The 16614-nt window shown below is 70.0% G+C and carries 24 protein-coding genes and 4 pseudogenes; 18 read left to right on the top strand and 10 right to left on the bottom strand.

What is annotated here, in order from left to right:
• The first annotated feature begins 99 nt into the window (after nucleotides 1-99).
• From LP418_RS18930 to LP418_RS18940, 3 genes are read left to right on the top strand one after another with little or no spacing between them, the layout of a single operon-like run.
• Nucleotides 100-453, top strand: a complete 354-nt coding sequence (locus LP418_RS18930; protein WP_257953227.1) for an SAM-dependent methyltransferase — start codon at nucleotides 100-102, stop codon at nucleotides 451-453.
• The gene (locus LP418_RS18935; RefSeq protein ID WP_257953228.1) at nucleotides 450-812 is read left to right on the top strand and encodes a hypothetical protein; all 363 of its coding nucleotides are present in this window, start codon (nucleotides 450-452) and stop codon (nucleotides 810-812) included. Before LP418_RS18930 ends, LP418_RS18935 begins: the two co-directional genes overlap by 4 nt.
• Nucleotides 809-1294 (top strand): ATP-binding protein, encoded by a 486-nt coding sequence (locus tag LP418_RS18940; protein ID WP_257953229.1) that lies wholly within the window; start codon nucleotides 809-811, stop codon nucleotides 1292-1294. The genes LP418_RS18935 and LP418_RS18940 overlap by 4 nt, the downstream gene beginning before the upstream one ends.
• 68 nt (nucleotides 1295-1362) lie before the next feature.
• Here the strand turns inward: LP418_RS18940 and LP418_RS18945 are convergent, their stop codons facing one another.
• Nucleotides 1363-1842, bottom strand: coding sequence for an HIT family protein (locus LP418_RS18945; protein ID WP_257953230.1), 480 nt, complete (start codon nucleotides 1840-1842; stop codon nucleotides 1363-1365).
• Between the two features lie 363 nt (nucleotides 1843-2205).
• On the opposite strand from LP418_RS18945, the gene LP418_RS18950 reads away from it, so the two are divergent.
• Complete coding sequence (locus tag LP418_RS18950; RefSeq protein WP_257953231.1) at nucleotides 2206-2379, top strand: DUF5302 domain-containing protein; 174 nt, start codon at nucleotides 2206-2208, stop codon at nucleotides 2377-2379.
• Between the two features lie 69 nt (nucleotides 2380-2448).
• Nucleotides 2449-3498, top strand: a complete 1050-nt coding sequence (locus LP418_RS18955; RefSeq protein ID WP_257953232.1) for a MaoC family dehydratase — start codon at nucleotides 2449-2451, stop codon at nucleotides 3496-3498.
• On the opposite strand, the gene LP418_RS18960 is transcribed toward LP418_RS18955, so the two are convergent.
• On the bottom strand, nucleotides 3474-3878 hold the full coding sequence (locus LP418_RS18960; RefSeq protein WP_257953233.1) for a hypothetical protein: 405 nt from the start codon (nucleotides 3876-3878) through the stop codon (nucleotides 3474-3476). The two genes, LP418_RS18955 and LP418_RS18960, sit on opposite strands and share 25 nt — an antisense overlap.
• Before the next feature lie 403 nt (nucleotides 3879-4281).
• Here LP418_RS18960 and LP418_RS18965 point away from each other — a divergent pair, with 403 nt between their 5' ends.
• From LP418_RS18965 to LP418_RS18985, 6 genes and pseudogenes are all read left to right on the top strand, one after another.
• Entirely contained in the window at nucleotides 4282-4524 is a 243-nt protein-coding gene (locus tag LP418_RS18965; RefSeq protein WP_257953234.1) for a hypothetical protein, read from the top strand.
• A gap of 172 nt (nucleotides 4525-4696) precedes the next feature.
• Nucleotides 4697-5041: pseudogene (locus LP418_RS18970) on the top strand (histidine phosphatase family protein); the annotation flags it as partial.
• An 80-nt stretch (nucleotides 5042-5121) separates the two neighbouring features.
• Nucleotides 5122-5274, top strand: coding sequence for a histidine phosphatase family protein (locus LP418_RS18975; protein ID WP_257953235.1), 153 nt, complete (start codon nucleotides 5122-5124; stop codon nucleotides 5272-5274).
• Between the two features lie 31 nt (nucleotides 5275-5305).
• Nucleotides 5306-5455 (top strand): annotated as a pseudogene (locus LP418_RS33855) (DUF6758 family protein); the annotation flags it as partial.
• 97 nt (nucleotides 5456-5552) lie between these two features.
• Nucleotides 5553-5936: a DUF6758 family protein gene (locus tag LP418_RS18980; protein ID WP_257953236.1), complete on the top strand. Its 384-nt coding sequence runs from the start codon at nucleotides 5553-5555 to the stop codon at nucleotides 5934-5936.
• Between the two features lie 76 nt (nucleotides 5937-6012).
• Nucleotides 6013-6090: pseudogene (locus tag LP418_RS18985) on the top strand (hypothetical protein); the annotation flags it as partial.
• Between the two features lie 157 nt (nucleotides 6091-6247).
• Here LP418_RS18985 and LP418_RS18990 read toward each other — a convergent pair.
• Complete coding sequence (locus LP418_RS18990) at nucleotides 6248-6598, bottom strand: hypothetical protein (RefSeq protein ID WP_257953237.1); 351 nt, start codon at nucleotides 6596-6598, stop codon at nucleotides 6248-6250.
• On the opposite strand from LP418_RS18990, the gene LP418_RS18995 reads away from it, so the two are divergent.
• Nucleotides 6591-6827, top strand: a complete 237-nt coding sequence (locus LP418_RS18995; RefSeq protein WP_257953238.1) for a hypothetical protein — start codon at nucleotides 6591-6593, stop codon at nucleotides 6825-6827. The two genes, LP418_RS18990 and LP418_RS18995, sit on opposite strands and share 8 nt — an antisense overlap.
• A 4-nt stretch (nucleotides 6828-6831) precedes the next feature.
• Here the strand turns inward: LP418_RS18995 and LP418_RS19000 are convergent, their stop codons facing one another.
• Nucleotides 6832-7584, bottom strand: coding sequence for an SDR family NAD(P)-dependent oxidoreductase (locus LP418_RS19000; RefSeq protein WP_257953239.1), 753 nt, complete (start codon nucleotides 7582-7584; stop codon nucleotides 6832-6834).
• 60 nt (nucleotides 7585-7644) lie between these two features.
• Here LP418_RS19000 and LP418_RS19005 point away from each other — a divergent pair, with 60 nt between their 5' ends.
• The 5 genes from LP418_RS19005 (at nucleotide 7645) to LP418_RS19025 (ending at nucleotide 10121) form a co-directional block, all read left to right on the top strand.
• On the top strand, nucleotides 7645-8427 hold the full coding sequence (locus LP418_RS19005) for a ParA family protein (RefSeq protein WP_257953240.1): 783 nt from the start codon (nucleotides 7645-7647) through the stop codon (nucleotides 8425-8427).
• 4 nt (nucleotides 8428-8431) lie between these two features.
• Entirely contained in the window at nucleotides 8432-9079 is a 648-nt protein-coding gene (locus LP418_RS19010) for a L,D-transpeptidase (RefSeq protein ID WP_257953241.1), read from the top strand.
• A 70-nt stretch (nucleotides 9080-9149) separates the two neighbouring features.
• Nucleotides 9150-9314, top strand: a complete 165-nt coding sequence (locus LP418_RS19015; protein WP_257953242.1) for a hypothetical protein — start codon at nucleotides 9150-9152, stop codon at nucleotides 9312-9314.
• Nucleotides 9304-9507 (top strand): hypothetical protein, encoded by a 204-nt coding sequence (locus tag LP418_RS19020; RefSeq protein WP_257953243.1) that lies wholly within the window; start codon nucleotides 9304-9306, stop codon nucleotides 9505-9507. Before LP418_RS19015 ends, LP418_RS19020 begins: the two co-directional genes overlap by 11 nt.
• Nucleotides 9495-10121, top strand: a complete 627-nt coding sequence (locus LP418_RS19025) for a hypothetical protein (RefSeq protein WP_257953244.1) — start codon at nucleotides 9495-9497, stop codon at nucleotides 10119-10121. Before LP418_RS19020 ends, LP418_RS19025 begins: the two co-directional genes overlap by 13 nt.
• On the opposite strand, the gene LP418_RS19030 is transcribed toward LP418_RS19025, so the two are convergent.
• Entirely contained in the window at nucleotides 10062-11534 is a 1473-nt protein-coding gene (locus LP418_RS19030) for a DEAD/DEAH box helicase (protein WP_257953245.1), read from the bottom strand. The two genes, LP418_RS19025 and LP418_RS19030, sit on opposite strands and share 60 nt — an antisense overlap.
• A 235-nt stretch (nucleotides 11535-11769) precedes the next feature.
• Here LP418_RS19030 and LP418_RS19035 point away from each other — a divergent pair.
• A pseudogene (locus tag LP418_RS19035) lies at nucleotides 11770-12458 on the top strand (ferritin-like fold-containing protein).
• A gap of 155 nt (nucleotides 12459-12613) precedes the next feature.
• On the opposite strand, the gene LP418_RS19040 reads toward LP418_RS19035, so the two are convergent.
• The 5 genes from LP418_RS19040 to LP418_RS19060 all read right to left on the bottom strand — a co-directional run bounded on the left by LP418_RS19040 (nucleotide 12614) and on the right by LP418_RS19060 (nucleotide 16331).
• Complete coding sequence (locus tag LP418_RS19040) at nucleotides 12614-12985, bottom strand: GlsB/YeaQ/YmgE family stress response membrane protein (RefSeq protein ID WP_257953246.1); 372 nt, start codon at nucleotides 12983-12985, stop codon at nucleotides 12614-12616.
• Nucleotides 12986-13115: 130 nt separating this feature from the next.
• Nucleotides 13116-13334 carry a DUF3107 domain-containing protein gene (locus LP418_RS19045; protein ID WP_257953247.1) on the bottom strand — a complete coding sequence of 73 codons (219 nt, stop codon included), beginning with the start codon at nucleotides 13332-13334 and terminating at the stop codon, nucleotides 13116-13118.
• Between the two features lie 3 nt (nucleotides 13335-13337).
• The gene (locus tag LP418_RS19050) at nucleotides 13338-14027 is read right to left on the bottom strand and encodes a TetR/AcrR family transcriptional regulator (RefSeq protein WP_257953248.1); all 690 of its coding nucleotides are present in this window, start codon (nucleotides 14025-14027) and stop codon (nucleotides 13338-13340) included.
• A gap of 99 nt (nucleotides 14028-14126) precedes the next feature.
• Nucleotides 14127-14747 carry an immune inhibitor A gene (locus LP418_RS19055; RefSeq protein ID WP_257953249.1) on the bottom strand — a complete coding sequence of 207 codons (621 nt, stop codon included), beginning with the start codon at nucleotides 14745-14747 and terminating at the stop codon, nucleotides 14127-14129.
• Between the two features lie 51 nt (nucleotides 14748-14798).
• On the bottom strand, nucleotides 14799-16331 hold the full coding sequence (locus LP418_RS19060; RefSeq protein ID WP_257953250.1) for an immune inhibitor A: 1533 nt from the start codon (nucleotides 16329-16331) through the stop codon (nucleotides 14799-14801).
• Between the last annotated feature and the right edge of the window lie 283 nt (nucleotides 16332-16614).

The following is a 16614-nucleotide window of genomic DNA, read 5'->3' on the forward strand; positions in this document are numbered from 1 at the left end:
ACGCGGCGCTGGCCGGCCTCTGGCCGGGATGCTGGCGTCGCAGATCCGGGAATCCTCGTGAGCTCCCCGGACCGGTCCTTGTCTCCGCGCGGGCCGTCGATGCTGCTCCAGATCGTGCGCGAGCTGGACCTCCGGCCCGACAGCGTGGCCGTGGATGTCGGCTGCGGATCGGGTGCTCACTCGTTCCGGCTCGCCACCCACTTCGGGCTCGCAGTGCTGGGCGTCGACCCCGTCCGGGGGCAACCTCGACGCCGCGCGCGAGGCACGCCGCGACGTGCCGGAGGAGATCGCGTCCCGGGTGACGTTCAGCCGGGGGAGTGCCACGCACCTGCCCGTGGGCGACGCGTCGGCCGACTCCGGTCTGGATCCGCTCCGGGCTCGAGAAGGTCCCCTCGCTCGATGATGCGTACGCCGAGCTCGCGCGCGTCCTCCGTCCGGGCGGGCGCGCGGTGATCCACCAGCACGTCGGGACGCCGCTGCTGAGGACCTCGGAAGCGTCGTGGTTGTTCCCGGTGATGGGCGTCGTGCCGTCGTCGATGAGCTCGTCGTCCATCGACGACGCCGTTTCCTGCTCCGGGCTCGCCCCGGATGCGTCCCCGGACATCGGGTCCGAGTGGGGCGAGCACGATGAGGAGGAGACCGGCGCCGCCTCCTCTGCACTGCTCCGAGTGGCTCGGTTGCGCCGGGACCCGGATCGCTTCCGCTCGGAGATGGGCGCTGCGGCGTACGACATGGTGCTGGGGGAAGCCCTGTGGACCGTCTACCTCATGCTCGGGAAGCTGTCGTCCCGGATCCTCGTGCTCACTCGATGAGCCGGCTCATCCACCTCAACGGTCCGCCGGGGATCGGGAAGTCGACGTTGGCCCGGCGCTACGTCGACGACCACGACGGCGTGCTCAACTGCGACATCGACGTGCTGCGGACCTTGATCGGTGGCTGGGACCGTGACTTCGCCGGCGCCGGTGCGCTCATCCGGCCGGCAGCGTTGGCGATGATCGGCGCGTACCTCGCCTCGGGCGAGGATGTCGTGCTGCCGCAGATGTTGGTCAGGCCGAGCCAGGTGGCCCTCTTCTCGGGTTGTGCGACCGATGTGGGTGCGGAGTTCGTGGAGCGCTTCCTGATGGACTCGGCCGCCTCGTCCGTGGCTCGCTTCACGCGTCGGGGGACCGGATCGGCTGATCCGTGGCACGACCAGTGCGGACGATCGTCGCTGCCAACGGTGGCGACGCCGTGCTGGCGGGATACCACGCGGGGTTGTCGAAGCTGCTCCTTGACCGACCGGACGCGGTGGTGATCGCCAGTGTCGATGGTGCTCCTGAGCAGACCTACGAGGCGTTGGTCCGCTCGCTGGGCTGAGCGCGGTCAGGCGTCGAAGGTGCGAGGAAGGCCGAGCGTTTCGGCCAGCCGCTCGGCGAAGGGTTCGCGGACTGCGGCGTCCACGTAGACCGAGTCGGCCTGCCGGGCGTAGAGCCGGTCGTCGGCGTACCGCGGGAAGACGTGGACGTGCAGGTGCCAGACGTCCCGGTTGCCGTGGGGTTCGTTGTGCTGTCGGGTCGAGATGCCGTCACAGTCGTAGGTCTCGCGCATCGCCCTCGCCACGGTCACCGTGAGGTCCCAGACCGCGTGGCCGATCTCGCTGGGGACGTCGTAGAGGTTCTCGACGTGCGCTCGCGGGATCACCAGTGCGGCGCCGGGGTTGTTCGGCCACCACTTCGGCGAGATCCGGGCGTAGGCGAGGTCCGTGACCGCGACGACGTCGGCCGGCTGGTTGCGGTCGTTGTGCTCACCTCGTTGCAGGCGACAGAACGGGCAGTCGTAGCCGGAGGGTTCGTGGTTCCACACGGACGCAGTCTGCCCGGCGACGTCAGGAGCGCCGATGGCGGAGGCACGACCGTCGTCGCGATCGTGACGGTCTGCTCATCGCGCACGGCCCGGTTCTTCACGCGTCGATCCTCGCACCTCATCTGCAGCGCAGACGACAGTGCTGGATCGTCCCCCTTCTGGTGCCGAGGATCCAGCACTGTCGCCGGTCGGGTCACCGCGTGGAAGTCGTGGATGGCGCCCCCCGGCGTCGGCAGTCGCCGGTCCGGCCGACCACGCTGAGCGTGTCTGTTCATCGAGCCGAGAGGGCGCCGTACCCACAACCCACTCGACCGATGATCGGCCCTGCTGGCAAGGTGGGGACCAGACCCACGAGGAGGACGAATGTCGAACGAAGACCTCAAGGCCAAGATGCGCGAGGCCCCGGACAAGAAGAGCAACAAGGAGAAGGGCGTCCACCGGGACGGCCCGGTGCCCGAGAAGGCGCATGGCGCCGAGATCGAGGGTGGTGCGGCGCCGAAGATGCACCGCCGCAAGGCCGGTGGCGGCGGCGTCTGAGCCAGCCGTGAGAAGGACCACGTGAGCACCCGCGCCCTTCGGGGCGCGGGGTGCGGCACGATATGGCCCATGAGCAAGACGACGACTGGCAAGACCAACGCAGGCAACTCCTTCGAGGACTTCACCGTCGGCCGGGTGATCGAGCACGCGACGCCGCGCACGATCACCGAGGGTGACCGCGCGCTCTACCGGGCGCTCTACCCGACGCGCTTCGCCCTGCCGAGCAGCGCGGAGTTCGCCCACAGCGTCGGCCTCGAGCAGCACCCCGTCGAGGAGCTCATCGGCTTCCACATCGCCTTCGGCAAGACCGTCCCCGACGTCTCGCTCAACGCGGTCGCCAACCTCGGCTACGCCGAGTGCCGGTTCCACCAGCCGGTCGTGCCGGGCGACACGCTGCGCACGAAGTCCGAGGTCATCGGGCTCAAGCAGAACTCCAACGGCAAGACCGGCGTCGTCTACGTCCGCTCGACCGCCACCAACCAGCGCGGCGAGGTCGCCATCGACTGGTGCCGCTGGGTGATGGTCAACAAGCGTGACGAGGACGCCCCCGCGCCGGAGCCGTTCGTGCCCGACCTCAAGCCCGCGCTCGCCGCGACTGACCTGAAGATTCCCGCCGGCCCGGACTTCACGGCGTACGACGAAGTGGCGGCGGGGGAGAAGCACCGCTTCGGTGACTACGAGGTGGGCGAGAAGATCGACCACGTCGACGGGGTGACCCTCACCGACCCCGAGCACATGCTCGCGACGCGCCTGTGGCAGAACACCGCCAAGGTGCACTTCAACACGCAGGCCCGTCCCGACGGCAACCGGCTGATCTACGGCGGCCACGTCATCTCGATGGCGCGCGCCCTGTCCTTCAACGGCCCGGCCAACGCCCAGCTCATCGCGGCGATCAACGCCGGCGCACACGTCGCGCCGGCCTACGCCGATCGCACGATCTATGCCCGGTCCGAGGTCCTCGACAAGGCCGAGACGGACGCCCCGGGTGTGGGCGCGTTGCGGCTGCGCCTCGTCGCCACCCGGGGTCGAGACGAGTCGATGACGCTGCGCGGTGAGGACGGCAAGTACGCCGACGGCGTGCTGCTCGACCTCGACTACTGGGTGCTCATCCCGATCTGATCGGGCGTCGGCACCGGCGCCGGAGCGAAGGCACGAGCGAGCGGCAGCAGGAGCAGCACCAGCACCATCGGTACGGCGAAGCCCACCCGCAACGAGCCCGCGCCGGCCAGCCCCGTGAGCACCGAGCCGAGCAGCGCACCGACGTAGTTGAACTGGTTGAAGCGGGCGATCACGGCATCGACCCGCGCCTGCCGTGCCGCGCCCGTCAGCGCGGTGGACGATGCGAGCACCGCGGCGGCGGAGTAGCTCAGGGGCGCGATCACGGCCACCCCGAGCCCCAGCACCGTGAAGCCCAGCACCGCGACCGGCCACGTCGGCGCGAGCACGATGACGAGAAGCGCGCCGAAGGCGACCACGGCGCCATGCCGCAGCACGGCCACCGGGCCGTGGCGCGACCGAGGTGTCGCCGGCGAGCCTCATGAATCCGCTGGCGACGAGGTAGGGCAGCGTCGCGAGCGCGACGAGCCCCGACGGGGTGTCGAAGGTGTCGTCGAGGTAGGTCGGTCCCCGGGTGGCCGCGGCCGTGTCGACCATGTAGAAGAGGACGAGCGCCGCACCGACCGGGGGCAGCGGTCGCCACGGGACGGCTTCCACCGCGGCCGCGGTGACGGGCAGGACATCGCGACGGAGGTAGGGCGCGAACGCGACGACCGGGGGCAGCAGCGCCACCACCGCGGCCCACCGGAAGTCCAGCGAGCCGGTCGCGATCGTGATGACCGAACCGACGATGCCGCCCAGCGTCCACATGCCGTGGAAGGAGGGAAGGATCGGCCGTCCGTAGCCGTGCTCGATCGCGACCGCCTGCATGTTGGTCGACGCGTCGACGACGCCCAGCGCCACGCCGTACGCCGCCATCCCCAGCACGAAGACCGGGAACGCCGGAGCGAGGACCAGCACCGGCACCGCGACCGCTGCGAGCAGGAACCCCGAACGCAGCACGACGGCGCTGTCGGTCGATCGCGCAGCGCTCTCGGCCAGCACCGAGCCGACGCCGGCGAGCACGACCATCATCAGCAGGATCAGTGACAGCGTCACCTCGCTGAAGTCCCACCGGTCGCGCACGTCGGGCAACCGGGTCGTGAGCGAGATGAACACCGGGCCACCGGGTGAAGAACGCCGCACCGTCCGCGAAGCGCGCTCAGCGCAGGTTCTCACTGTGCAGCCTTCCCATGGGCACGATCGTGACAGACTCCGGGCCATGTCCGCAGACGCTTCGTTCTCCAGCGAGCTGTGGCTCGTCCGCCACGGCGAGACCGAGTGGAGCCGCGACGGCCGCCACACGTCGACCACGGACCTGCCGCTGACCGATCACGGCATCGAGGTCGCGCACACGCTGGCCCCACGGCTCGCCGACGTCGAGTTCGAGCAGGTCCTGACCAGCCCTCGCCAGCGCGCACGGCACACCGCCGAGCTGGTCGGGTTCACGGACGCGTCCGTCGACGAGGACCTCGTCGAGTGGGCGTACGGCGACTACGAGGGCATCTCCACGGCCGTCATCCGTGAGACGGTGCCCGGCTGGACGGTGTGGTCACACCCGACCCCCGGAGGCGAGACCGCCGCGCAGGTCACCGAGCGCCTCGACCGCGTCGTCGCCCGCGCGCTCCTGCGAGGGACGAACCCCTCGTGTTCGGCCACGGGCACGCCCTGCGTGCCCTCACGGCACGCTGGCTGGAGCAGCCGGTGGACGAGGGCCGATACTTCCGGCTCGACACCTCCACCCTCTCGGTGCTCGGCTGGGAGCGCGAGACGCCGGTCCTGCTGCGCTGGAACTCTTGACGGCCCCGTCGCCCACGGCCACCGTGGAGCCATGCTCCACCCCGGCTGTCCCCGGTGCAGCCTCCCGCTGACGGAGGTCGCACACACGTGGGCCTGCCCTGAGCACGGCCCGACGCCGCCCCTGTGGCGCCCGCGGGAGTCGACGTACGACGCGTTCGTCAAGCACCTCGAGCATGCGAACGACTTCCCGACCTATCTGCCCCGGCCGATGGGTCCGGGTTGGCAGGTGACCGACTTCGGCGTGGTCGTCCCGGGACGGCAAGCGCCCTCGCGCGACGGTGAGCTGTGTCTCCGGCACCAGCGCGCTCGACGGGCCGGTGGACGTGCTGGTCGTGTCCGAGGAGCCGGGCACCGGCCTCGGTGCCCGCGTCGCGCGCCTGACCAGCCCCGATCCACGCGACATCGGCGAGGGGCCGCCCGTGGTGAAGGTGCGCATCGGTCCCGGGCCGGTGTCGCTGTGGGCGGTGTCGACGAGCGACGCCGATGAGGAGTTCGACCGGTTCGTGATGGTGGGGGAGGCCGCGGGCCGCTGGCTGTGGCTGGTGCTGCGGCCCGCGTCGGCGATGCTGCTGATGCGTGACGAGTGGATCCTGCGCGATGTCGCGGGCATCGGCGCACCCCCGGTGGAGATGTCCTTCGGTGGGCCGCCGCCGGTGTGGTGAGTAGCCTGCCTGAGTGCGCATCGACCTCCATACCCACTCGTCGGTCAGCGACGGGACGGACGACCCGGCCACGCTGGTGCGGCACGCGGCCGCGGCGGGGCTCGATGTCGTCGGGCTGACGGACCACGACACCGCGGAGGGCTGGCCCGAAGCGGCTGCCGCAGCGGCCGAGGTCGGCATCACGCTCGTGCGCGGCATGGAGATCAGCACCGCCCTCGGTTCGGCCAGCGTGCACCTGCTCGGCTACCTCCCCCGACCCGACCCACCCGCCGCTAGCACTGGCGCTCGACAAGATCCTCGACGGCCGCAACTCACGGGTGCCGGCGATCTGCGCCAAGCTGCAGGCGCTCGGCTTCGACGTCACCGAGGAGGCCGTGCGCCGCCGTGCGGCCGACGCCGCGGCCACCGGTCGTCCGCACGTCGCGGACGTGATGGTCGCCGCCGGCATCGTGGTCGACCGGGACGAGGCGTTCGCCCGGTTCCTGAACCCCGGCCGACCCGGCTACGTCAACCGCTACGCCGTACCCCTCTCCGAGGCGATCGCCCCGGTGACCGGGGCCGGCGGAGTCAGCGTGATCGCCCACCCGTGGGGGCGCGGACGGGCCGGCGTGCTGCCCGAGGCGACCCCCGGCCGACCTGCGCGACCGGGGCCCGGTGGGCATCGAGGTCGACCACCGGGACCACGATCCCGCGACCCGCGACCGGTTGCGGGCGATCGCGCGCAACCTCGACCTCGTCGTCACGGGTTCCAGCGACCACCACGGCGCCGGCAAGAACAACCACGACCTCGGGTGCAACACCACGGCGTCCGAGGAGTACGACCGCCTGCTCGACCTCGCCGCCCGGGCCGCCGTTGCCAGTGGGCGGGCGGCCCCGGGCGTGCTCGCCTGACGTCCTACTTGCGGCCCATCGACTGGAACCGCTGCAGCACGCTGCTCGGCACGGCGCGCGTCAGAGCCACCACGGTCTTGTACTGCGCGCCCGGGATCGAGAAGGTGCGCCCCTTGTCGAAGTCGGCCAGCGCCGTCTTCACCAGGAACTCCACGTCGAGCCACATGAAGTTGTCGCCGCGCTTGACCTGCATCCGCTCGTGGAACTCGGTCTTGGTGAAGCCCGGGCACAGCGCCATCACGGTCACGCCCTGCGGCTTGTACTCGTTGTGCGCCCACTCGCTGAAGCTGTTCACCCACGCCTTGGCCGCCGAGTAGGTGCCGCGCGGCAGGAACGCCGCCACCGAGGACACGTTGATGACGCCGCCTCGACCACGTTCGGCCATCGGCCCCAGCGCGGCGTGCGAGAGCCGCAGGACGGCGGTGACGAGCACGTCGAGCATGCCCGCCTCCTCCTCGATGGAGTTCTCGAGGAAGCGCTTCTTGAGCCCGAAGCCCGCGTTGTTGACGAGCAGCTCGATCGGACGGTCGCGGTCCGCCAGACGCGCCTCCACGGTCGCGCACTGGGCCTTGTCGACGAGATCGGCCACGAACACCTCGACCTCCACGCCGTACGCCGATCGCAGCTCCTCCGCAACGGAGCCCAGCCGGGCCTCGTCGCGGGCCACCAGCACGAGGCCGTGTCCCCGGGCGGCGAGCTGGCGGGCGAATTCGAGGCCGATGCCGGCGGTCGCGCCGGTCACGAGTGCGGAAGTCATGCGCCCAGCAAACAGGTGTCGTCACAACGCGGGCAACCCGGTCGGGCATGATGGGACGTGATGACCACGACACTCGCGATCGCCAACCAGAAGGGTGGCGTCGCCAAGACCACCTCGGTGGCCTCGATCGGCGCTGCCCTCGTCGAGCTCGGACACAAGGTCCTGCTCGTCGATCTCGACCCGCAGGCGTGCCTGACCTTCTCGCTGGGCATCGACCCGGAGGACCTCGAGATCTCGGTCCACCACGTCCTCACCAAGGGCCCGGACCCGACCGAGGCCATCATCGAGACCGAGGACGGCGTCGACCTGCTGCCGGCCACGATCGAGCTGGCCGGGGCCGAGGCCGACCTGCTGACGCGCACCGGTCGCGAGCACGTCATCAAGAGCGCGATCGAGGCGCTGGCCGAGGACGACGTCGACTACGACTGGGTGCTGCTCGACTGTCCGCCCTCCTTGGGCGTGCTCACCGTCGCCGCCCTGACCGCCGCCGACGGGGTGCTGATCCCGCTGCAGTGCGAGACCCTGTCCCACCGCGGTGTCGGCCAGCTGCTCGACACGGTGCACGACGTGCGCCGCTTCACCAACCGCAAGCTCGAGGTCTGGGGGTGCTGCCGACGTTGTACGACGGCCGGACCAACCACGCCCGCACCGTCCTCGAGACGATCAGCGACACCTACGACCTCGAGGTCGTCGAGCCGCCGATCCCCAAGACGATCAAGTTCGCCGAGGCGCCTGCCGCCGGTCGTTCGATCCTCGGCGACGAGCCGCAGCAGCAAGGGCGCCCGGGCCTACCGCGAGGTGGCCGCCAACCTCGTCAAGCGCTCCCTACGGCCCAAGGCCTGAGCCCATGAGCCGCCACCGGTCCGCTCGTCCGCGCTACGGCCGGATCGCGCTGGCCGTGGCGGCGCTGGCCGTGACCGGCTTCTCCGTGCTCGGCGGAGTGGGCGTGATCCCGAGCCCGCAGTCCGCGGCGTACGGCGAACGCCCCGCCGCCACCAAGCCGTCCTCGCCGTCCTCGTCGCCCAGCGAGACCGCGGTCGTCGAGCCTGCACTGCAGGGGCCCAGTGCGCCGGTCGCGGAGGAGATCGACCCCGAGGCGCTTCCCGCGCAGTCCGGCAAGGGTCGCAGGATCGTCTTCAGCGAGACCGAGCAGCGGGTCTGGCTGGTCCGCAAGGACGGCACCGTGCGCCGTACCTATCTGGTGTCTGGCAGCACGGAGGACAACCTCGACCCCGGTCGCTACTCCGTATTCTCCCGGGTCGCGCTGGGCCGTCGGTGTCGACGACTCCGGGGTGATGGAGTACTTCGTCCGGTTCGCCCGGGGGAGCAGGCTGCCATCGGCTTCCACACCATCCCGACCAAGCTCGGCACCGTGCTCCAGAGCCGCGCGCAGCTCGGCACCCCGCAGTCGCACGGCTGCATCCGACAGGCCAAGGCAGACGCCATCTCGTTGTGGAACTTCGCCCCCGAGGGCAGCACGGTCGTGGTGATCTGAGTCGCGGACCCACGCTTCTACCACCCGCGAGGATTTGGCGACCCGCCGGGGCCCTTGCCAAGGTGTCCGGATGGCACACACCCCCAAGGCCTTCGCTGCCGCCTGCGCGCTCACCGTCAGCCTCGCGCTGACGCCCGTCATCACGGGCGGCTCGGCGGCCCGAGGCGGAGCCGAAGCCGACGCCGACGAGCACCCCGACCGCCACTCCCACGCCGACGGAGACCGTGACTCCTGACCCCGCGGTCGAGAAGCCCCGCAACGGCTACGGGTTGCGCCTGACGACGTTCAACATCCTGAGCAGCTCGATCGCTCGTGGCGGCATCGACCGCGCCACCCGCGCCGCGCGCTGGGTCCAGGGACCGGGGAGCCGACGCCGCGGCCTTCCGGGGAGGTCGCGAAGGACCAGTTGCGCCAGATGCAGACGGTGATGCCGAAGTACAGCTTCTTCCCGCGCCGTGGGCTCGGCACCCGGGGGTCGGCCATCCAGATCGCCCGGAACACCAGCACGGTCAAGAAGATGGAGACCGGCTACATCATGCGCCCGTTCTCGGGCTGGGCGCGTCCGATTCCCTACGTGCGCCTGCGTGACCGCGAGACGGGCCGCGGCTTCTGGGTCGTGGCGATCCACAACGCCCCCGGTGGACAGGAGCGCAGGCGCGACATCTCCACCGCCGCCGAGATCAAGCTGATCAAGAAGCTGGCGTCCCAGCGGGATCGTCCGGTGTTCGTGATCGGCGACGTCAACGAGCGCTCCGAGTTCTGCCAGAAGGTCGCCGGCGCGACCCCGCTGATCTCCATGAACGGTGGTTCCGAGAAGAACCCGTGCCCCGTGCCGCGCTTCGGCGGCCCTGACTGGATGCTGGGCTCCGGCGCCGAGTTCTCGGACTTCGAGAAGGTCTACAACGGCATCAGCGACCACCCCGCACTCACCGCGCGCCCTGGGTGCCGTCCAAGAACTGAGCGGGCACAAAGGCACACCAAATCAGTCCGACCGGGCACAAAGTTTCGTAACTTTGTGCCCGGTCGGCGTTGGTGCTGGTGACTTTGTGCCCGGTCGGTCAGGCCTCGTTGGTCGTGGCCGCAGGGTGCAGCGCCGCCACCGGAGCGGGTACAGGCGACGACGGTTGGTGCGCGCCACCACGGGCTTGTCACCGGCGGGAGCGGACTCAGGGCTGGCCGGCCGTCTCCCGGGCCGCGGGAGCACCGCCGCGGGTGCGACTGCGGTTGCGGTTGCGGGCGGGACGGTCGCCGGCGGGCTTGTCGTCGCGACGGCCGCGATCGCTGCCCCGGTCGCCACCACGGTCCTCGCGGGGGCTTGCGCTCCACGGGAGCCGCGTCGACGATCCGGCCCTTGGTGCCCGACGGGATGCCCCGGGTCGTGGAAGAGGTGCTCGGACGTGGAGTAGGTCTCCGTCGGGTCCGGGAACGGCAGGTCCAGCGTCTTGTTGATCATCTTCCAACGCGCGATGTCCGGCCAGTCGACCAGCGTGATCGCCGTACCGGACGCGCCAGCGCGACCCGTGCGACCGATGCGGTGGACGTAGGTCTTGTCGTCCTCGGGGCAGGTGTAGTTGACGACGTGCGAGACGCCGCGCACGTCGATGCCGCGGGCCGCGACGTCGGTGCACACCAGCACCTTGAGCTTGTCCTCGCGGAACTTGGCGAGGGCCTTCTCGCGGGCGATCTGCGCCATGTCACCGTGCAGCGGAGCGGCGGAGAAGCCGCGTTCGGCCGAGTCGTCGGCAATGCGCTGCGACTGACGCTTGGTGCGGGTGAAGACGATCATCTTCTCGGCGTCGTCGGCCTGCAGGACGCGACCGATGATCTCGGGCTTGTCGAGGTCGTGCGCGAGGTAGATGAACTGAGCCGTTGCGGGAACGGTGGAGTTCTCGTAGGACGACTCGGCGCGGATGTTCATCGGGTGGCGCATGTGGGTGCGTGCCGGGGCCACGATCGCGGCCGGCATCGTGGCCGAGAACAGCATCGTCTGGCGAGTCTCGGGGGTGAGGCTGAGCAGGCGCTCCACGTCGGGCAGGAAGCCCGGGTCGAGCATCTCGTCGGCCTCGTCCAGCACGAGCGCGTGCACGTGGGAGAGATCGAGGGCCTTGCGGTTGGCCGGGTCGATGAGCCGACCGGGCGTGCCGACGACGATGTCGACGCCGGAGGCCGGGGTGTCGAGCTGGGTGTCGTAGCCGACGCCGCCGTAGACCGTCAGGACCCGGAGACCGAGGTCGGCGCTGGCGAGGTGCAGGTCGTTGGAGACCCGGAGCGCGAGCTCGCGGGTCGGCGCGACGATGAGCGCCTGCGGCTTGCCCTGCGGCATGTCGGCGTAGGCGGGGTCGGTCATGGTGACGCTGCGCTGCAGCACCGGGATGCCGAACGCGAGGGTCTTGCCGGTGCCCGTGCGGGCTCGGCCGATCAGGTCGGTGCCCATCAGGGCGACCGAGAGGGTCATCTCCCCGGATGGCGAAGGGGGTGATGATGCCTGCGCGCTCGAGGGCGTCGCAGATCTCGGGGAGCACCCCGAGCTCACGGAATGTGGTGGTCACGATATTCGCTTTCTGTTCTCAGTCCTCGTCGTGCGGCGGACTCGGAGAGAGAAAGCCAGCCGCGCACATGCGTCGGGGCCGGTCAGTGGATGTGCGAAACACGGCCCTCGATGGGCCCATCCTATCGCCTAGGGTTCTGGCATGACTGAATCGCCGGGCGCGCCGCCCCGGGACCCCGCGTACACCGCGGCCGTGATCGACCTCCTCGGCGCCATCGCCTACGGCGAGCTCAGCGCCTTCGAGCGACTGGCCGAGGACGCCAAGCTCGCCCCCACACTGGAGGACAAGGTCGCCATCGGGTCCATGGCGGCGGCCGAGTTCACCCACCTCGAACGACTCCATGCGCGGCTTCGAGAGCTCGGCGCCGATCCCTACGCCGCCATGTCGTCCTTCCGGTCGGCTTCGACGACTTCCACGCGCACACGCAGCCGGCCGACTGGTACGAAGGGCTGATCAAGGCCTACGTCGGCGAGGGCGTCGCCGCCGACTTCTACCGCGAGATCGCGGCCTACCTCGACCCCAGCACCCGCGACCTGATCATCAACAGCCCGGCCGATGCCGGCCAGTCCGCGTTCGTGGTCGATCGGGTGCGTGCCGGGATCGCGGAGGACCACCGCCCGGGCGGCCGCCCGGCGCTGTGGGGGCGACGACTCATGGGGGAGGCGCTCACGCAGGCGCAGCGCGTCGCGGCCGAGCGCGACGCCCTGACCGCCCTGCTCGCGGGTGGTGTCGACCGGCCCGGCCTCGACCTCGCGGCCCCGGGCCGGATGTTCGCGCGGTTGACCGAGAACCACGCCCAGCGGATGGCGGACCCGGGGCTCGACGCCTGAGTCGCTGGCGCGGTACCCGACCGGATCTTTTCAGCGGTGCGTGAGCCACATTTGCCGGCGCGAAAATGTGGGCGTGGCACCGCTGTCGGGTGAGTTGCGAGGGACTCGCCGCGGCGGCGGTGCGTGAGCCACCTTCGCCGCGTCAGGAATGTGGGTCACGCACCCCTGAGGCCGGGCCGACGGCGCCTGAACATGGAGAAGGGCCCCACGCCCATGGCGTGGAGCCCTTCTGCGTGGAGCCGCTGCGTCAGGCGCCGGCGCGCGTGCGGCCGCTGACGATCGACGCGATGACCACGAGGACCATGGCAGTCAGTACGGCGACGATGCCCCTGGACCCAGTCGAGGCCGTCGCTGCCGTCGCCATCGAAGGCGCGATAGATCACGCCTCCGAGCACCATGCCGCCGATGCCGCAGATCACGGTCAGCCACAGCGGAATATTGTCCTTGTCCCCGGGCGCGAGGAACTTGCCGATGAGGCCGACGATGGTGCCGACGATCAGGAAAAACAAGATGGTCGTGATGTCCACTGTTACCAACCTTTCAGGTGCCACGCCTGTATGGCGCGGTCGTGTCGATCCAAGTCGACGTGTTTCCCATCATGAGCCCCGACGGGTCGCCGATCAAACACCCGCGCGGGCGGACGGGCGGGGCGTTTTCTCAGCGGAAGCCGACGGTTCCGTGGGTCCCGGTGCCGATCTCGACGTAGGCGATCTTGTTGCCGGCCACCGCGACCCGGCGGCCCTTGGTGTCGGTGAACGCGAGCAGGCTCCCGGCCTCGACGGCCCGGGCGAGCTGCGCCTCGAAGTCCTCGGGGCTGACGTCGGTCTCCACGACCAGCTCGCGCGGGGCGTGCTGGACGCCGATCTTGACCTCCATGGGTCACTCCTTGTGTCTGTGTGTCGATGGGTGGGGAAGGGTCAGTGGTCTTCGGTCTTCGGGTATCCCCGGATCCCGCGCCGGAGCCGGGCCCGACACGAGGGCGGCGGCGTCCTTGAGCGGGATCGCCCCGCTGCTGACGCCGGCCTCGCCGAGCCAGAACCGCGCACTGACCCGGGCCATTCCCACCGGGGACACCGCAAGCAGGCGCGATGCCTCGTCGGGCAGGCCGGTGTCGTCGTGGATCACCTCGGTGATCATGGCCGCACACTCGGTGGTGACCCGGTCCACGTGCTCGCGCACGGCGGGCTCGCTGGTCAGGTCGGACTCGAAGACCAGCCGGAAGGCGCCGGACTCCGAGGAGACGTAGTCGAAGAAGGCCTCCATCGTCGCCTGCACGCGCAGCTTGTTGTCCGTCGTGGACGCCGGGGCAGGGCGGCAGTTGTCGATGATGTTGTCGCAGGAGGCGTCGAGCAGCGCGAGGTAGAGGTCGAGCTTGCCGGGGAAGTGCTGGTAGAGCACGGGCTTGGAGACGCCGGCACGTTCGGCGATGTCGTCCATCGCCGCGGAGTGGTAGCCCTGCGCCACGAAGACCTCGAGTGCCGACTCCATCAGCTGGGCGCGGCGCTCGCGTCGCGGCATCCGGCCACCGCGCGGGCGGGCCGCACCCGAGTCGAACTCATCAACGCTCACGTGTTGTTTCCTCCCGGGGATTCACTGAAGTCGCAGCCTACTCATAGACGGCACGAGGGCCCCGCGCGACGCGGGGCCCTCGTGATCGGAACGCGTGGATCAGGGTGCGGCGACTCGGTTGGCCACGCTGACCGTGATGGTGTCTGCGGTCTGCGACGTGACCGTCGCGGTGACGCCGGCGCCGGCGGTCGTGACGGAGACGTACGGCAGCAGCTCGTCGTAGTAGTCGGCCGTGTCGTCGAACGTCGCCGTCGCCGGGAGCGACAGAGCGTTCAACGTCTGGGTCGTGCCATCTCCGACCTCGCGCTGGAGCGCGAGACCGTCGGTGGCCTGCAGGCCGAACGTGGCGTCGTACATCTGGATCCGGCCGCGCACGACGTCACCGCTGCTCCACTTCAGCGCTGCCGGGTTGGCATCGATCGGCAGTGCGTACGCGGCGCCCGGGTGCTGCGAGGTGTTGTTGTCTGCGACGGCGTGATTGACGTACCAGACCAGCATGCCGTCCCGGTAGGAGTACTGCTGAACCCAGTCGGGCTTGGTGGCGGCCCAGCCGAAGTTGTACGGCCCAGTGCGCAGCCCGTCCTCGTAGTTGCCGACGTAGGAACGGTTCTCGAGCAGGTAGTACTGCGCGGCCGTGCCGGTCTCGGCGCCGGTGGAGCGGATGAACTCGTCGGCCGTCCACGCGGTCTCCGTGCTCTCGGCTCCGTCCGTGTCGAGCACGGTGCGTCCGGCCCTGGGTGACGATCTCGTCGAGCATGAGGCCCTTCTCGTTCACGCCACCGTCGCTCTTGTAGACGAAGCGGAACTGCGATTCCCCGCCGGGACGGTAGGAGAACCTCTTGGACACCCAGCCGCGCGAGACGCCGTCGGTCGGCTGGCCGATCTTGGTCCAGGGACCCGCCACCGTTGGTGGAGTATTCGGCCCACCAGTAGTCGTAGCCCGCCTCGGTGTTCCACCACGCCTTCGCGCTGACCGTGACGGCCGACGCGGCCGGGATGGTCCGGGCGAGAGTCGCGGTCAAATCGGAACGGCTTCCGGACCACCGAGGCGTTGCCGCCGGCGTAGGGGGTGGTGATCGTCTGGTCGAACGTCGCGTCGGGAAGGTTGACCACGACGGCGTCGTTCGAGGTCGGATCGCCCTGCGCCCTCAGCGTGTAGTCACCCGCGGTGTCCGCTGCGGCGATCTGAGGGTCGAGCCAACCGAGGAACAGCTTCTCCTCCGGTCCCATGTCATTGGGGGTGCTGCCGATGCCGTACTCGAAGGAGGCGGGGTCGGACTCGGTGCCGTGGTTCATCCACGACCCGCTCGACATCAACGTCCAGAAGCCGGAGCCGTTCTCGCCACCGTTGGTGTCGTAGAAGTCGGGCAGGCCGAGGTCGTGGCCGTACTCGTGGGCGAAGACGCCGAGACCGCCGTTCTCGGGCTCGACGGTGTAGTCACCGATCCAGAACTTGGAGGCGCCGATCTGCTTGCCTCCCGGGAGGTTGCCCGTGGGACCGGCTGAACCCCGGGTGGTGTAGTCGGCGTACCAGCGGTGGGACCAGATGGCGTCCTCGCCGAGGACGCCGCCACCGGCTTCCTCGCCCGCTCCGGCGTGGATCGCCCGGAAGTGGTCGATGTAGCCGTCGGCCTCGTTGAAGTTGCCGTTGTTGTTGAAGTCGTAGCGGTCCCACTGGTCGAACTGTGCGAGGTAGGCATCGATCTCGGCGGCGGTCTTGCCGGCTGCGAGCTCCTTCTCGTACCGGGCGTTCACGGTGTCGCCGATGAAGCCCCACGACCCTTGCGTCTCGTTGGCGTTGTCGCCGTACCAGCTGCCGTTCTTGGGAACCGTCACCCAGTCCTCGGTGGTCACCTCTGCGGTGTATTGGCCGTTGGACTGCTTGAGGTAGAAGTCCTTGAAGGACTCCCCGTCCTCGTTGCCCGTGTTGAACATGGCGTCGAAGTGGGCGACATCGAAGTCAGCGGTCCACTGCGTCGAGTTGTCCATCGTGCGGTCGGGCGCGGCAATCTGGTTGTGCAGCGGGCCGGAGCCACGGCCGTAGCGGCCGGACGACTCGGTGCCGAACTCCGACAGGACCGTCCAGATCTTGGCCTGCTTCTTGTTGTCGAACAGTTCGACGGCACTGCCGTCGGCGAGGGTCACGGTGGACCCGCCGCCGGCCTGCTTCTGCGCGTGGGCCTTCCCGCTCACGATCAGCTCCATCGCCTGCTTGCGCTCGCGCGCCTGCTTCTTGGCGAACGGGTTGGGGCGGTTGTCGGACTGCTGAGCGGATGCAGCCGCAGGTGTGTCGCTGGACGGCACGGCCCTCGGCCGAGGTGGCGGTGAGGGTGGCCGCCATGGTGGCCGAGAGCGCGAGCGTGGTGCCTCCGGCGAGGAGGCGTCTGGTGACGGGCTTCAACGTGGAACCTTCCGACTGGGTCCGGGACATCTTGCGGTGCCGGGCAGACGGTGGTCCACACTGTGTGGCGCGAGGGCGGCCGGACGGGAAAATAGCGAACCCGCTGACCCTCACGCATGGATCACCGTGTGTAAAGGACCGCGGCGAGGTTTTACCCGGTCGTGACACGGCGGTCCGGATGGCGGG

The sequence above is a fragment of the Nocardioides sp. B-3 genome, assembly GCF_024703895.1.
In the GTDB taxonomy this organism is placed as follows: domain Bacteria; phylum Actinomycetota; class Actinomycetes; order Propionibacteriales; family Nocardioidaceae; genus Nocardioides.

Bases quoted from the DNA above. Each gene is read 5' to 3' on its own strand.
- LP418_RS19005 (WP_257953240.1), top strand. From the start codon at position 7,645: ATGACCACGACACTCGCGATCGCCAACCAGAAGGGTGGCGTCGCCAAG.
- LP418_RS18950 (WP_257953231.1), top strand. From the start codon at position 2,206: ATGTCGAACGAAGACCTCAAGGCCAAGATGCGCGAGGCCCCGGACAAG.
- LP418_RS18930 (WP_257953227.1), top strand. From the start codon at position 100: ATGCTGCTCCAGATCGTGCGCGAGCTGGACCTCCGGCCCGACAGCGTG.
- LP418_RS18940 (WP_257953229.1), top strand. From the start codon at position 809: ATGAGCCGGCTCATCCACCTCAACGGTCCGCCGGGGATCGGGAAGTCG.
- LP418_RS19025 (WP_257953244.1), top strand. From the start codon at position 9,495: ATGCAGACGGTGATGCCGAAGTACAGCTTCTTCCCGCGCCGTGGGCTC.
- LP418_RS19010 (WP_257953241.1), top strand. From the start codon at position 8,432: ATGAGCCGCCACCGGTCCGCTCGTCCGCGCTACGGCCGGATCGCGCTG.
- LP418_RS19030 (WP_257953245.1), bottom strand. From the start codon at position 11,534: ATGACCCTCTCGGTCGCCCTGATGGGCACCGACCTGATCGGCCGAGCC.
- LP418_RS18990 (WP_257953237.1), bottom strand. From the start codon at position 6,598: ATGCCCACCGGGCCCCGGTCGCGCAGGTCGGCCGGGGGTCGCCTCGGG.
- LP418_RS18955 (WP_257953232.1), top strand. From the start codon at position 2,449: ATGAGCAAGACGACGACTGGCAAGACCAACGCAGGCAACTCCTTCGAG.
- LP418_RS19015 (WP_257953242.1), top strand. From the start codon at position 9,150: ATGGCACACACCCCCAAGGCCTTCGCTGCCGCCTGCGCGCTCACCGTC.
- LP418_RS19045 (WP_257953247.1), bottom strand. From the start codon at position 13,334: ATGGAGGTCAAGATCGGCGTCCAGCACGCCCCGCGCGAGCTGGTCGTG.
- LP418_RS19000 (WP_257953239.1), bottom strand. From the start codon at position 7,584: ATGACTTCCGCACTCGTGACCGGCGCGACCGCCGGCATCGGCCTCGAA.